At 68.8% G+C, this 12485-nt stretch carries 12 protein-coding genes; 7 read left to right on the top strand and 5 right to left on the bottom strand.

Features of this window, described 5'->3' with window-relative positions; translation table 11 throughout:
- Positions 1 to 315 precede the first annotated feature (315 nt).
- The 3 genes from IQ210_RS34070 to IQ210_RS34060 all read left to right on the top strand — a co-directional run bounded on the left by IQ210_RS34070 (position 316) and on the right by IQ210_RS34060 (position 3490).
- Positions 316 to 2190 carry a tetratricopeptide repeat protein gene (locus IQ210_RS34070; protein ID WP_194083043.1) on the top strand — a complete coding sequence of 625 codons (1875 nt, stop codon included), beginning with the start codon at positions 316 to 318 and terminating at the stop codon, positions 2188 to 2190.
- Positions 2105 to 2920, top strand: coding sequence for a hypothetical protein (locus IQ210_RS47485; RefSeq protein WP_322657313.1), 816 nt, complete (start codon positions 2105 to 2107; stop codon positions 2918 to 2920). The genes IQ210_RS34070 and IQ210_RS47485 overlap by 86 nt, the downstream gene beginning before the upstream one ends.
- A 72-nt stretch (positions 2921 to 2992) precedes the next feature.
- Positions 2993 to 3490 (top strand): allene oxide cyclase barrel-like domain-containing protein, encoded by a 498-nt coding sequence (locus tag IQ210_RS34060; RefSeq protein WP_228048915.1) that lies wholly within the window; start codon positions 2993 to 2995, stop codon positions 3488 to 3490.
- Between the two features lie 269 nt (positions 3491 to 3759).
- On the opposite strand, the gene IQ210_RS34055 is transcribed toward IQ210_RS34060, so the two are convergent.
- Both IQ210_RS34055 and IQ210_RS47985 read right to left on the bottom strand, forming a co-directional pair.
- Positions 3760 to 3969, bottom strand: coding sequence for a hypothetical protein (locus IQ210_RS34055; protein WP_194083041.1), 210 nt, complete (start codon positions 3967 to 3969; stop codon positions 3760 to 3762).
- A 191-nt stretch (positions 3970 to 4160) separates the two neighbouring features.
- The gene (locus IQ210_RS47985) at positions 4161 to 4292 is read right to left on the bottom strand and encodes a hypothetical protein (protein WP_265584726.1); all 132 of its coding nucleotides are present in this window, start codon (positions 4290 to 4292) and stop codon (positions 4161 to 4163) included.
- A gap of 208 nt (positions 4293 to 4500) precedes the next feature.
- Between IQ210_RS47985 and IQ210_RS34050 the strand changes: the two genes are divergently transcribed.
- Both IQ210_RS34050 and IQ210_RS48645 read left to right on the top strand, forming a co-directional pair.
- The gene (locus IQ210_RS34050) at positions 4501 to 5418 is read left to right on the top strand and encodes a restriction endonuclease (RefSeq protein ID WP_256785434.1); all 918 of its coding nucleotides are present in this window, start codon (positions 4501 to 4503) and stop codon (positions 5416 to 5418) included.
- Positions 5419 to 5997: 579 nt separating this feature from the next.
- The gene (locus tag IQ210_RS48645; RefSeq protein ID WP_194083040.1) at positions 5998 to 6138 is read left to right on the top strand and encodes a hypothetical protein; all 141 of its coding nucleotides are present in this window, start codon (positions 5998 to 6000) and stop codon (positions 6136 to 6138) included.
- 291 nt (positions 6139 to 6429) lie between these two features.
- On the opposite strand, the gene IQ210_RS34040 is transcribed toward IQ210_RS48645, so the two are convergent.
- Positions 6430 to 7158, bottom strand: coding sequence for an SDR family oxidoreductase (locus tag IQ210_RS34040; protein WP_194083039.1), 729 nt, complete (start codon positions 7156 to 7158; stop codon positions 6430 to 6432).
- Positions 7159 to 7233: 75 nt separating this feature from the next.
- On the opposite strand from IQ210_RS34040, the gene IQ210_RS34035 reads away from it, so the two are divergent.
- Positions 7234 to 7611, top strand: coding sequence for a MerR family transcriptional regulator (locus IQ210_RS34035; RefSeq protein WP_194083038.1), 378 nt, complete (start codon positions 7234 to 7236; stop codon positions 7609 to 7611).
- Between the two features lie 289 nt (positions 7612 to 7900).
- Here IQ210_RS34035 and IQ210_RS34030 read toward each other — a convergent pair whose 3' ends face one another.
- Positions 7901 to 8566 (bottom strand): PDDEXK family nuclease, encoded by a 666-nt coding sequence (locus IQ210_RS34030; RefSeq protein ID WP_194083037.1) that lies wholly within the window; start codon positions 8564 to 8566, stop codon positions 7901 to 7903.
- 611 nt (positions 8567 to 9177) lie between these two features.
- On the opposite strand from IQ210_RS34030, the gene IQ210_RS34025 reads away from it, so the two are divergent.
- A complete protein-coding gene (locus tag IQ210_RS34025; RefSeq protein ID WP_322657309.1) occupies positions 9178 to 9435 on the top strand; it encodes an acetyl-CoA synthetase in 258 nt (85 codons plus the stop codon).
- 44 nt (positions 9436 to 9479) lie between these two features.
- On the opposite strand, the gene IQ210_RS34020 is transcribed toward IQ210_RS34025, so the two are convergent.
- Positions 9480 to 12119 (bottom strand): WD40/YVTN/BNR-like repeat-containing protein, encoded by a 2640-nt coding sequence (locus IQ210_RS34020; protein ID WP_194083035.1) that lies wholly within the window; start codon positions 12117 to 12119, stop codon positions 9480 to 9482.
- Positions 12120 to 12485 lie beyond the last annotated feature (366 nt).

Below are 12485 nucleotides of genomic sequence, written 5' to 3'. Positions count from 1 at the left end.
GCAGCGGCGCGGTTGCGGGACAGCGAAACACCACGTACACGCCCGGAGTTGGAGCCCGCGCAATGGCCCGTAATGCGGTTTAAGACGTTGAGCGGTGACGATTCGGAGGTTCTCGGGCCACGACCTCCGCCGCGCAACCCGCCCCAGGCGGAGCCTCGACACCGAGCTGCAGTCGGCCCCCGCGCTCATGCCCTCGTCGCACGCAACAGTGGCGACCGTGAGCCGGAATATCCGCATATTGACCAGATAACTGACGATCTGCGGGCAGACTGACCTGGGTGCCACGATGCGCACCCACGGGGAGGGGAGATCCGCGTGAAGCGAGGACCGTCGCCAACCACGGTGCGCAGGGCGGGAGTTGCCGTACTCGGAGGGCTGGCGCTCGGCACTGGCGTATGGATCGTGTCGAAAGCCGGGAAGAGCGACCAGGCCGCACGCTCCGTCGGACAGCTGACACGCACGGCAAAGGGCCTGGCCGTCGACGCGGGCAACCCTCTGCGTGGCGTTCGCCGTGGCGCTCTTTCCCAACGGTGGGCCTACCATCACGCGCGCTACTTACGCTTTCGCGATCCACGCCAACTGCGGCTTGCGATTGAGACACTGAGCGCAGCCGTCCGGCTGACGCCCGTCGGACATCCGATGCGCGGTATGCACCTGACCAATCTCGGGCTCACCCTGGAGCTGAGCTACGACGACCTGGGCGATCCCGCCGACTTGGACGCGGCAATCGAGGCACTTCGGGGCGCTGTGGCGTCCACCCCACCGGGCCACTTCCGGCGCGGCTGGTGCCTGGCCAACCTCGGCGTCGCCCTCCAATCCAGAGGAGCGACGCGAGATACGCCAGCCGACTTGGACGAAGCGATCCGCCTGCTGCGCGACGCCACCGTGGTCGTCCGCGTCGACGACTCCGACCGGGCAATCATCGTGTCGAATCTCGCCGGCGTGCTGCGGGCCAGAGGCGAGAAGACCGGCTCTGTCGTCGATCTGGACGAAGCCGTGCGGACACTGCGTGCCGCTCTGGCGATCATCACACCGGATCACCCCGACCACGGCCGGATCAACAGGAACCTGTACGGTGCCGCGCGCGTCCTCGACCGCATGTCCCGGGCCGCAACCGGCGAGCCGAGCGCAGCTGCCCCCCGTTCCCTGGGGCACGTTCCGTACGACGGCCTCAGCGAACTCGTGGCAGGCTTCGAGACGGTTGCCCCGGCAACGGAACTCTTCACCGACACCATGGACCGGCTGGATCGGTTCGTGCGTGGCGACGGTGCGGCCGTCACCGACGCCGAGGCACTTGCACTCGCCGCCCGCCTCTGGAGCCTCGCGGACGAGGACCGGCCCGCCGCCCACGCCGTCGGCCTACTGGCATGGTGCCGGTTCCTCATCGAGGAAGACCCCTTTCACACCGAGGACCTCGCGCTCGCGCTGAGCAGGCTTGCCCCCGACGCCCGGCCCGACCTCATCCGGAGAATCTTCTCCGTCGACTTGCCCGACGGAATCGAACCCGGCGTAGACGACGCGCCGTGCCATCCCGGCCACCTCGACGTCATCGCCACGCAACTGCAGGCCGAGGCTCCCCTGGAGAGGTCGGAAGCCGCCCTGACCATGCTGCGCCGGGCGGTCACGCTCACCCGACTCGCCGTCGAACAGACCCGGCCCGACGGCGAACTCATCGACATGATCTTGGCCGGGCACGCCGACGCCGTCCTCCGGCTGAGCGGCGCGGCCGATGACCCCGCACTGCTCGCCGAGGTACTCAGGCTGCGCCGCCTCTGCGTCGAGAAGGCCGGGCCAGGGCAGGACAGAGCGCGCAGGTTCCTCTGGGAACTGGGGCTCGCCCTCGTCATGCTGTACGCGCACGAACCCGATGCCACGCTGCTGGCCGAAGCCGAGGACGTGCTGGAGCGCTCAGAGGCTCTTCAACAGTCCGACGAACACGGCGACGTTACCGAGGCCGAACGAGCCTCCAAGATGTCGGACGTCCTTCAGGCGTACCTTCTGGACGCTGAAGAGCATGGCTACGCGGATCACAAGCATCTCGCCTGGGCGCGGGCCGTGGGTGCCCTCGCCCAGATCGCGGGCGACAGTGCCACCAGGGTGCGCAGTGCCGCCCCCTACAGCGACGATCACGGGCGCCGACCTGTACGCCCTGGAGATCCAGGGGATCGAGGAGCGTCTGACGGACGATGACGCAGACGGCGACCTCGGCGAACGGATCTCGATTGTCGCCGACGTCCACCGACGGCGATTCCACTCGCGCCGTGCCCGCGCGGACCTCACCGATGCCCTCGCTCTCAGTCAGAAAGCCGTAGAACTCTGCCCGAAGGGCCATCCCCGGCGGGGCTATCGCGTCTCGACCCGATCGTCGACCGCTGCGCGAGCTCTGACCCTGCCGGGCGACCGTGCCCGGCTCGACCACGAGCACGTGGCCCTCGCCAACTACCTCATCAGCAGGGCCGACCCCGACCGACCCGATCTGCCGGAGGCCGAGGCTCGGCTTGCCACCGGGGAGCTGGCTGACTTCTACGCCGGCATCGACGTACAGACATTCCCGCCCCGTGTCTGCGTAGGTCGGAACCGGGTGACCGGCCTGTCCTATGCCGGGGAGCTGTCACCGGCCCGCTTGGAGGCGCTGGAGGACATCGATCCAGGATCGTCGATGGCACCGTGCCCAACTGATGTCCCGCTCCGGGCCGCCCTGAAGCTCTGCCCGCGCTCGGTGATCGTCAGCGAAGGTGTCATCGCCGCCGACGGGCCGACGGGCGGAATCGTCGCCGATGAGGAGCTCATGGCCCCGGATCGCCTGGAGCTGCCGTTTGGCTTCGTGTCGAGCTCCACCAGCTGGCTTTGGTCCGACCGGCTGGATGCGCCGGTGGTTCGTGCCCGGGTGCTCCGTGCGGCGGCGGAGTCGAGGTTATGAAGGGAATCGAACGGAATCGGATGGAAGTTCGCTATCCGGTCATTCCCCAACATCAACCTCAGGAGTCGCATGATGCGCCCCATCAGAGCGGCCTGCCTCGGCACGGCCACGCTGGTCACCTTCCTCGCCTGCACCCCCGTCGCGGCCGCCGCGACGGACACCGGTTCCGCCCACGCCAGGGGTAAGGCCCGGATCATCACAGTCCTGGCCGAGGTGGTCCAGCTGACCCGCTTCCCCGTCACCCCTGGCAGCGTCTCGCAGGGCGATCAAGTCGTCGTCCGCTCGGACCTCTTCGACGAGGCGCACAACAAGGTCGGCGAGACCCACGGCACCTGCACCACCACCCGGGGCGGCGCCGACGAAGCGGAGCAGTGCCTCGTGACCTACATCCTCCCCGGCGGCCAACTCACCACGCAGGGGGTGTACTTCAACTACGTCGACCAGGGTCCCTTCGACAGCGCGATCACTGGCGGCACCGGGAAGTACGAGAAGGCACGCGGCTCGGTCCACTCCGACACGATCGCCACGGACCCCAAGATCGTGAGGCGCTTCACGATCCACCTCGTCTGACGGACCCCGACGTCCACCTGACCCCGGAATCGCGGGTCAGGGGACGTCCAGGGCTGCTCACCTGTCAGATCGTCAAACACACTGACGACATGAGCGGGTTCGTGGCGCTTCCACACAGGTGGGTGGTGGAGAGGACGCTGAGCCGGCTGATGCACTCGCGCTGCCCTGCCCGGGACTACGAGACCTGACACGAAAGCAGCAAAGCCGCCGTCCTGTGGTCGATGACCATGCTCATGGGTCGCCGCCTCGCCCGCCACGGAGCCGAGACGTCACCCGGCAGCCCGCCTCGGCGTGAACTCCCCGGGACGCTCCTCGGCCAGTCCGCCCCACTCCACCAGCCGCTTCACGTTCGACCACACCCCGTCGACCCTCGCCGGCACAACGGCCAGCGCCGACTCCGGCGGGTGTCCGGCCTCCAGCTCCTGCCCGGACAGGGCTTCGGCCAGCTCCACGCGGGCGATGTCCCACCGCCCCAGCACCGCCTACGCTTCGCAGACTCGGCCAGTACCCTCTCCGCCTCCTCACGGAGCTCTGCTCACCGCGCACCGGATGCCACCGTTCTCGCCCGGCCCCCTGACCTTGCGGGGCCGAAAGGTGATCGCCTGGTCGGGTCAGGGCCTCCAGGTACGCAGGGACGAGGCGATCCGCTCGGCGGTGCAGCGGGGGTTGCTCACGAACGGCCGTGATGCCGGGCCGGCACGCGTACGACGCGCTGCTCGTCGACACCGAGGGGCCCGGGTTCCGGGAAGGCGCGTACCTCAACGCCCGGCTCGACGTGCTGGTCGTTCACAGCGTCACCCACCGCGTGGGTCCCCCACGCGAACCGCAGCGCCGCCGAGTTCGCGCCGGACTTCCTCGCCCGCCTCCTTCCCGGTCCCGCGAACGCGTGCTGAGACCACCGCATACCATGGGGCGACTCGGCATCCACCTGCGCTTTCTCTGACAGCAGTGCTGTCTCGCTCTGCCCACGCGGGGAGTGCCGACCGAATGTGAGTACCTGAGGGGGGAACGTGCCCGACACACCGCAAAGGACGGTGCCGCCGCGGCCGACGCAGATCTCGTCGTGGCAGCAGGCCGAACTCAACGCGGCCCGATGGATGCGGCACTGGGGGTACACCGATGCCACCGCGAGCCCCGGAGGGCCGGACTCGGGTATCGATGTCCGGGCCGGTCGCGCTCTCGGACAGGTCAAGTACCAGGCCGCCCAGGTCGGGCGACCGGAACTGCAACGCTTCGTCGGTGCGCGCCCCCACGGGTCGACCGCGCAGCTGATCTTCTTCACCGGCAGCGACTACACGACCACTGCCGCGGCCTACGCCAAGGAGCGGGACATCGCGCTCTTCACGTACCGCCTGGACGGCACGATGACGCCGGTCAACGACACCGCTCGTCGTATCCACCGAGCCACCCCCTCTCCCGCCCCCGCCACGGTCCCCAGCCCCCAGACGGCCGCGACGCCCACGTTCTGGCGGCGGAACTGGGGTGTGGTCGTGGGCGTTTCCCTGCTCATGGCTCCGCTGGGGTCGATCGGGGACGAGAGGACCTACACCGGGCCGCTCGCCCTGGACATCGTGAAGTTCATCGGCATCCTTCTCGGGTGCTGGTCCGTCGGCGCGCTCCTGCTCGCCGCGCGGTTCGGGGCCCGGCTCTCCCTTCGGACCAGGCCCTTCCGGGTGGCCGTCGTACCCCGGCCGCGAACGGACCCGGCAGTCGGCGCGGTGCGGGCACGTGTGCCGCGCCCCGCGCACGACCCGGTCGCGGCAGCCTCCGGGTCCTCGCGGGAAGACCAAGTCGCCGAGGCCGCGCGGCTGCTCCGCTCGGGCAGCAAGCCGCATCATGTCGACCGGATCCTCAAGGACCGCGGTGTCGGCTTCCTGGACCGAGGTCACATCCTCAACGAAGCGAAGAAGCACAACAGGCGTTCCTGAAGACCGGCCACCGCCACTTGATGCCCGGAACCCAGCTGCACGGAGTCCTGGAGCGGTGCGGTAATGACTCGCCGCGGATCTCAACTCGCTGCGCAAGCTCATTCAGGTCTTCTCAGCAACGCGACGGTCGCGGTGCGCGATGCCGTACCGGCTGACAGGCCGGTGAGAGGCTTCACGTGTCGTCCGGCCCCACCTACACCACCACTCCCAATGAGCTTTCCTCCCGTTGTGCCCGAGTCCGGGTCGATTGGCTGTCGTCTCCTTGCTTTCCTCCGGAGGGGCCGCCCGCTAGATTGCGAGGCGTGTGATGCCTTGTGATTGGCGACGGCGCGGGGGCGGCAAGTGGTAGGCATTCTTTTCTTTCTTCTGGTCGTACTCGTATCCCTGATCGTCAATCACGTTTCACGCAGCACCCTCAGGCGTAGAGGGGTGCGCGTGAAAGCCACCTGCGTGAGCCATGCCCCGGGCGCAAAGGGGAAGACCAAAGTCCAGATGGAATTCGTCGACGCTCACGGGGCGACGGTACGGAAAGAACTAGGCGTCCACTTCAGTGATCCGGTGCCGATCGCGATAGGTGCCATGACGGACATCGTGTACGACCCCGAGGGTCGTACCAGCCCCCTCTTCGCCGTCGACGCGTACGCCGGAAAATGGGCTCCTCTGCTGATCGGCATCGTGAGCGTCCTCGCCACGCTGGCGGCTCTTTCGCTTTTCCTCTGAAACGCCCGTGCTTCCATCCCGGCACCTCGATTCCTCGGTGTGGTCCATCGATTCCTGACGTCGCCACACGCGGCGAGCGGATCGACAAGACCAAGGCGAAGATCCGCGGTGACTTGGAGGGCTTCCTCCAGGAGCCGTCCAGCTTCTGCGCAACGCGTTCGGCTACGCGGCCCGCCTGTACCGCGCCGACCACGGAAGCGGCCGAGGCACGGTTCCTGGAGTTCACCGACGTCTGTGGCAACAAGTGCCCGGCGTTCGTGAAGCTGTGTCAGTACTGCCCGACAGGACCCCTCACACCGTCATCAGCGCAGCCAGGGCGCGCTCCATCGCGGCGTTGAACCCTTCCGGCGTCAGCGGCAGACGGGACTTGACGTCCCGACTCCACTGGTCGGCGAGGACCTCGGCGGAGTCGGCCTCGACACCGTCGAGCGCCGCGTCGGCCAGGTCTGACGGAGCGATCTTGTCCACGGGCCAGCCCGCCGCCATGTCGGTGTCGGCCAGGCCGAGGTGTACCGCCGTGACGAGCGTGCCCTGTTCGGCGAGTTCCAGGCGGACGCCGTTGGTCATGGCCCAGGCGGCTGCCTTGGTCAGGTGGTAGGCGTTGGCTCCCTTGCCCCCGAACCACGACATGGCGGACAGGACGTTGACGATCGCGCCCCCGCCGTTCCTGGCGAGCGCCGGCGCGAACTCCCGGATCATTCCCAGGTGGCCGAACATGTTGGTCTCCAGCTCGTGCCGAACCGCATCCAGCGAACCGGTGACCAGATCGGTCCCCGTACTGATTCCCGCGTTGTTGATGAGGAGCGAGACGTCCGGAGCGGCTTCGGCGGCGCTCCTCACAGATGCGGGATCGGTGATGTCGAGGGCAAGTACCTCGACCCCGGGCAGGTCCACGGTCTCCGGTCGGCGGGCCGTCGCGTAGACCTTGCGGGCGCCCCGTTCGAGCAGGCTCTGGGCGAAGGCGCGGCCCAGGCCGCGGTTGGCTCCGGTGACAAGGGCAACTGAGTTGTTGATGTCCATGGCCGGTACGCTAAAACCTGACGTTGACGTCAGAGGCAAGGGCTGGTCGTCAGGGCCGCAGTGAAAGGGATCACCATGACCGTCACCGAGGCCGCGACCGAGCGGCTGATCCGCATCGGTGAGGTGGCGCGGGGTGCCGGCGTCTCGGTGCGCGCCGTGCGCTACTACGAGCAGCAGGGGCTGCTCATCGCGGAGCGTAGTCCATCCGGCCAGCGCCTCTACCGACAGGACGCCATCTCCCGGATCCGCTTCTTCCAGCAGATGTTCGCCGCCGGCCTGACCAGCCGAAGGATCACCGAACTCATGCCGTGCTGGGACGCCGGGCACACCGACGCCGACCAACGAGCCATGCTGCGCGCCGAGCGCGACCGCATCCAGGCCAAGGTCGACGAACTCCAGGCCGTCCTGGACCGCCTCGACGAGGTCATCGCGATCACGGACAACCACCCATAGGCGCAGTCGACCAGACGTCTCATCATCGATCCGGCACCGCGGTCTGGTTGCTCGCCGGTGCAGGCTGTATGAACCGCTCAGGATCGGTGGAGGTGGCGGGCTGCCCTGGGGCTGACGGAGCCGGGTCGCTGGAGCATTGGCCGTTCCAGCAGCCTCCGGAGGCCGTCATGCCCCGTAGCTATCCACCCGAGTTCCGTCGCCGTGTCCTCGACCTGGTTGCCTCCGGCCGGAAAGTCGCCGAGATGGCAAAGCTCCTCGGCATCAGCGGGCACTCCTCAACCACTGCTGGTCAGCCACCCACAGGATCAGAGGTCTCGGTGGGCCCGAGTTCCACATCGGTGAAGGGCTCGCCCAAGTCGGGCATCGCGAAGAGACCCATTCGGGTGCTGCTCTCGACGAACCTGACGAACCGGTCAACCGGCCGGTACAGCCGTTCCTTCTCCAGCAGAGCGTGACACGCACGGCAGCGCCACGGGCGCCGGAGAGTGATCCACTGAGCGCGTGCGCACGCGGGGCACGTCACGAAGTACGCGGTCGGTCCGAAGGGCGTCTCCCAGTTCGCATAACCGCTGCGGGGCCGACGACCGGGCTCGCTGCGGTCAGAGGCCAGGGACGGCCTGCCCAGGAGGACGAATTCCCCTGCGGGCCACTGGCAGGTACAGGAAGTCACGCATCGGCAGGCACGAGTGCGGGCCAGTTCGTCCGTCTTCTCGGTCCGTGGTATGCCGGGCCCCTTGACCTCGATCCAGGTGCCGAGTTCGGGCAGCCAGAAGTCGGGAAGGTAGAGAGTGCCGGAGTCGAGGGTGATCGTCTCGGGTTCGTACTCCCACCGGATACCGTTGCCGTCGAGGGTGGCGGCCCAGTCGGCTTCGAGGCGGGAACGGAACGTGACGTCGCCGTAGCGGGTCGGAACAGCCTCCATGGACACCTCGGCGCCGTCGGGCGTGCTGACCAAACCGGGCTCCCCTCCTGCACTGACCACCGCCGTCGATTATGCCGGTGACGTGCCTGCTGCCACGTGAAGTCCCAGGACTTGCATGACCTGGACGCCGGACGGACGAAGCAGGGGGCGATGCCTCACCGCCCCGGCAGGAAAAGCGGGCGCAGCAGCGCGTATCGCTCGGTCTCCCGCTGAGGTGAGCAAGCCGACCTCGTCGACGCACGGGAGCGTCCAGGTCCTGGAGATCTACCGGGAACACATGGATGGCGGCCGCATGAGTGGCGGCGGAGGATGCTGGAAGGTGTACGAACGGGCGGGAAGGGGCGCGGATGCGGTGGTGGGCCGGAGGTTGCGTGGTCGTCGCGGTGCTGGTCCTGGCCGCGTGCGGCACGTCAGGCGGGGGCGGATCGACGGAGGGCGGTCCGTCAGGGAGCCCCTCCGCACCAGCTCGTACGTCCGCACCGTCCTCGTCCGCCGCACCCCCCGCGAGTCCGACGCGGACCTCGCCTTCCCGATCGGCCGGCACGCCAACTCCTTCGGACACCGACTGTGTCGCGGGCCGGACGGAAGTCGCCGTCGCGCCGGGTGACCCGGTCCAGCGGCAGTTGTGCGTGCGGCCCGGAACGGTGGTCTCACTCGTTCTGAAGCCCCGTACGGACGACAAGCGGTGGACAGCCGCGCGGAGTTCAGCGCCTGTCTTCGTCCTGCTGTCGGGATGGCGGGTCGACGCGGACGGCACCGCGCACGCCTTGCTGCGGTGCGCGGGCACCCGGGGCGGCAGCGCCAGGGTCACCGCTTCGGCGAAGGCGCCCGATGTGGCGGGTGCGGCACGCGTGGCGTTCACGCTGGACGTCAACGTGGTCCTGTACCCGCGGGAGGGGTGAGCCCGAGAGCCGGGATCACCCCTCCGTTCACTCTCGCGTGTGTGTCAGCCGCAGTCGCGCACCTTGAAGGTGTGGATGCCGCGTCCGTGGGTGGCCGCGTACAGGGTGCTGCCGTCCGGGCTCAGCTTCAACTGGAGCACGGCGACGGCCGGGAGCGAACCGACCCGCTGCCACTTGGTGCGGCCCGGGGCGCGGTAGACGACGCCCAGGTCGGTAGCGACGGCAAGGCCGCCGTTCGGTGTGACGACCGCGGAGTTGGTCGGCACGTCGGGCAGGTCGGCGGAGATGTCCTTCCAGGTGGTGCCGCCGTCGGTGGACTCGAAGACGTGGCCGACTCCGGCGCCGGGGCCCTCGGTCCAGTGCCGGGAGAAGCCGTTGACCGCGAGGTAGACGTGGTCGGCGTTCTTCGGATCGATGGCGAAACCGCTCAGGTAGCGGTTGGGGACGGTGCCGTCCACGGGCAGCGTGATGTCGTGCCAGCCGGTGCCGTCCGCGTTGCCGACGGAGATGCCGCGGGCGAAGCCCTGGTTGTTGCAGGGGCCGCACCAGGCCGCGTATACCTTGCCACCGGAGGACGCGACGGCGGTCGCGGTGCGGCCGGCGCCCAGGTCGTAGACGCTCTTCCACTGGTCGCCGCTGCGGATGGCGTAGCCGTGGGTCTGCACCCACACATGCCGGCCGCCCGCGATCCACGTCGAGCTGTCCTTCAGGTCGGCTGCGAGCGGGGCGATGAAGCGGGCCTCGCCGGTTGCGTTGTCGGCCGGGGCGACGTCGTACGACGTGATCTTGCTCGGGTCGGTGATCCAACTGCCGTCGTTGACCGCACAGTTCTGGGTGACCTGGACGGCGAGGTAGACGTACTCCTCGGCGATGTTGCAGCCGTTGGCTGGGTCGGTGAGGGTGTCGCCGCCGTCACCGCCGAAGTTGGAGCCCATCACCTTGTCGTTGCTGCGCAGGATGGACTGGCCGTTGTCCTGCAGGCCGCCGGTGACGGACAGGCCACCGTACGTCGGGTCCTTGCCGACGCCCACCGAGTAGTACTGGAGGGTGTCCATCGTGCCGTCGTTGAGCGAGGTCCAGTCGGTGGCGTGCCCGGAGGCGTCCTGGGAGCCTGTGAGGGGGCGCTTGTAGACGCCGCCGTCATTGCCCACGTACACCCAGGTCTTGCCGTGGTGGCGGCCGATCGCGACGCCGTGCTGGTCGGGGTGGGTGGTCTGGTTGCAGTCGCCGGTCTGCTTGGCCGGGTCGATGCTCCAGCAGGGGAAGCCGAAGTTCCAGTACGGGCCGACGGCCGACCAGTTGCTGCCGCCGTCCTTGGTCTCGAAGACCTCCTCGAGTCCGGCGTACACATGCTCCGGGTCGCTCGGGTCGACGGTCAGGAACTGGTTGTACCAGGCCTGCACGCCCGGCATGTAGCCGCTGTCGGTCAGCGCCGAGCCGCTCGCCGCCAGCCCCTTGTAGTCGGCGAACTTCGTCCAAGGGCCGGTGGGAGAGCCGGACTTGGAGACGAAGATGCCCTCCAGGGCGCTGTCGGGGTTGGTGTTCAGCTGCTCCGGGGACTGGTCGATGGCGTAGTAGCGCGAGCCGTCGGCGGAGCGGGCGAAGGTGACGTTGCCGACGCCGTCCGCGTCGGTGGGCAGGTCACCGAAGCCGCTCGTGATCCGCGTCCAGGCGCCGTCGACCTTGGTGTAGAAGCCGTTGTAGTCGTCACCGCTGCGCCAGCCGATCGCAAGCACGACCTTACTGGGGTCCTTCGGGTCGATCGCGATGTCGTTGGCGATGTTCTTGTACGCGGCCGACTCGTCGCCGGCCTTCGAACCACCCGGCAGATAGTCGGGGTTGGGCGCGAACTCCAGCTTCCAGGCGCCGCTGAGCCTCCTCGTCGAGTGGCTCCACACGCCGGCGCTGGTCGCCGCCCACACCTTGCCGCCGCCGAAGCGCAGTTGGTGGACGGTGGTGGACTCCAGTTCGTCGCCGCCGACCCGGGTGCGCGCGGAGAACGTGCCGTGGTGCGGGTCGGACAGGAGATAGACGCCGCTGCCGAGGTAGGCGTCCGCGTTGGTGGTCGCCTCGCCGGTGCCCAGCCACAGCCGCCCGGCCCCGTCGAGCGCGAGAGCACCGGTGGACTGCGAGGACAGCCGGTCGCTGATGGGCTGCCACTGCCCGCCACCCGTCCGCGACCGCCACACCCCGCCACCGGCGCTGCCCGCGTACACGTACCCGTCGTCGTCCGCCGCCATCGCGGCCATCCGGCCGGTGACATAGCCCGCGCCACCACTGGAGTTGGAGGCGTAGTCGCGGTAGCGCGGGTCGTCGGAGTTGTACGGCCGATCGGTCAGATGCCGCCAACTGCCGCCGGTGCCGGGCAGATTGGTCAAGCTCGCCCAGGCGGTGCCGTAGGCGCCCGGCGCGACGACACCGGGTGCGGTGCGGGCCTCGGCGTACTGGGCCGCGCCCTCCGCTATCTCGTCCGCCTCGTTGCCGTCGTCGTCCTCCGCCGACAGGCTGGGGCTCATGGCGCCCACCGACTGCTCACGCTCGGCGGCGAGTTGGGCCAGGGTACGCGCCCCGAAAGGGCTGCTGTCTCCGCCGGGCGCCGCGCCGGCGGGTATCGCGACGAGTGCTGCGGATGCCGTGATGGCGCAGATCGTGAGCCATCGTCTCTTACGGGTTGATGCTGACACCAGGTCCTCCGAAACGGGTGGTTGTACAGCCGTCGTGGAGAACCCGACCACCGGGGACGGAAGCCGTCCGGCATTTGGACAGTCTTTGACCGGAACCTGCCACAAGCCGGTACGAGGAACCGTGGCCCCTGATCACGCAGCGGCGGTGGGGCCCGCCGTACCCGAAGTCGCCGTCCCTGGCAGCAGGCTCAGTGGTCCGCTCAAGGTGTCCCGCCGTTCACCGATCGCGCGCAGGGACCGGGCGCAGCCGCACGCGAGGGTCCAGGCCGCCGCCGGGGTCCTCGCGCAAGGTGATCTCACCACCGCAGGCGTACTGCGCAGAGTCCCGCAGGTCGTTCGCGATCAGGTAACCGTGGCCATTACGGC

The organism is Streptomyces justiciae, assembly GCF_015163075.1.
GTDB lineage: Bacteria > Actinomycetota > Actinomycetes > Streptomycetales > Streptomycetaceae > Streptomyces > Streptomyces justiciae.
The sequence above is the reverse complement of the archived record's forward strand: the minus strand, read 5'-3'. Positions and strand labels throughout refer to the sequence as shown.

What these genes read in the sequence shown, in the direction of transcription:
- IQ210_RS48645 (WP_194083040.1), top strand. Translation starts at nt 5,998, where the DNA reads ATGACGGACATCGTGTACGACCCCGAGGGTCGTACCAGCCCCCTCTTC.
- IQ210_RS34060 (WP_228048915.1), top strand. Translation starts at nt 2,993, where the DNA reads ATGCGCCCCATCAGAGCGGCCTGCCTCGGCACGGCCACGCTGGTCACC.
- IQ210_RS34035 (WP_194083038.1), top strand. Translation starts at nt 7,234, where the DNA reads ATGACCGTCACCGAGGCCGCGACCGAGCGGCTGATCCGCATCGGTGAG.
- IQ210_RS34040 (WP_194083039.1), bottom strand. Translation starts at nt 7,158, where the DNA reads ATGGACATCAACAACTCAGTTGCCCTTGTCACCGGAGCCAACCGCGGC.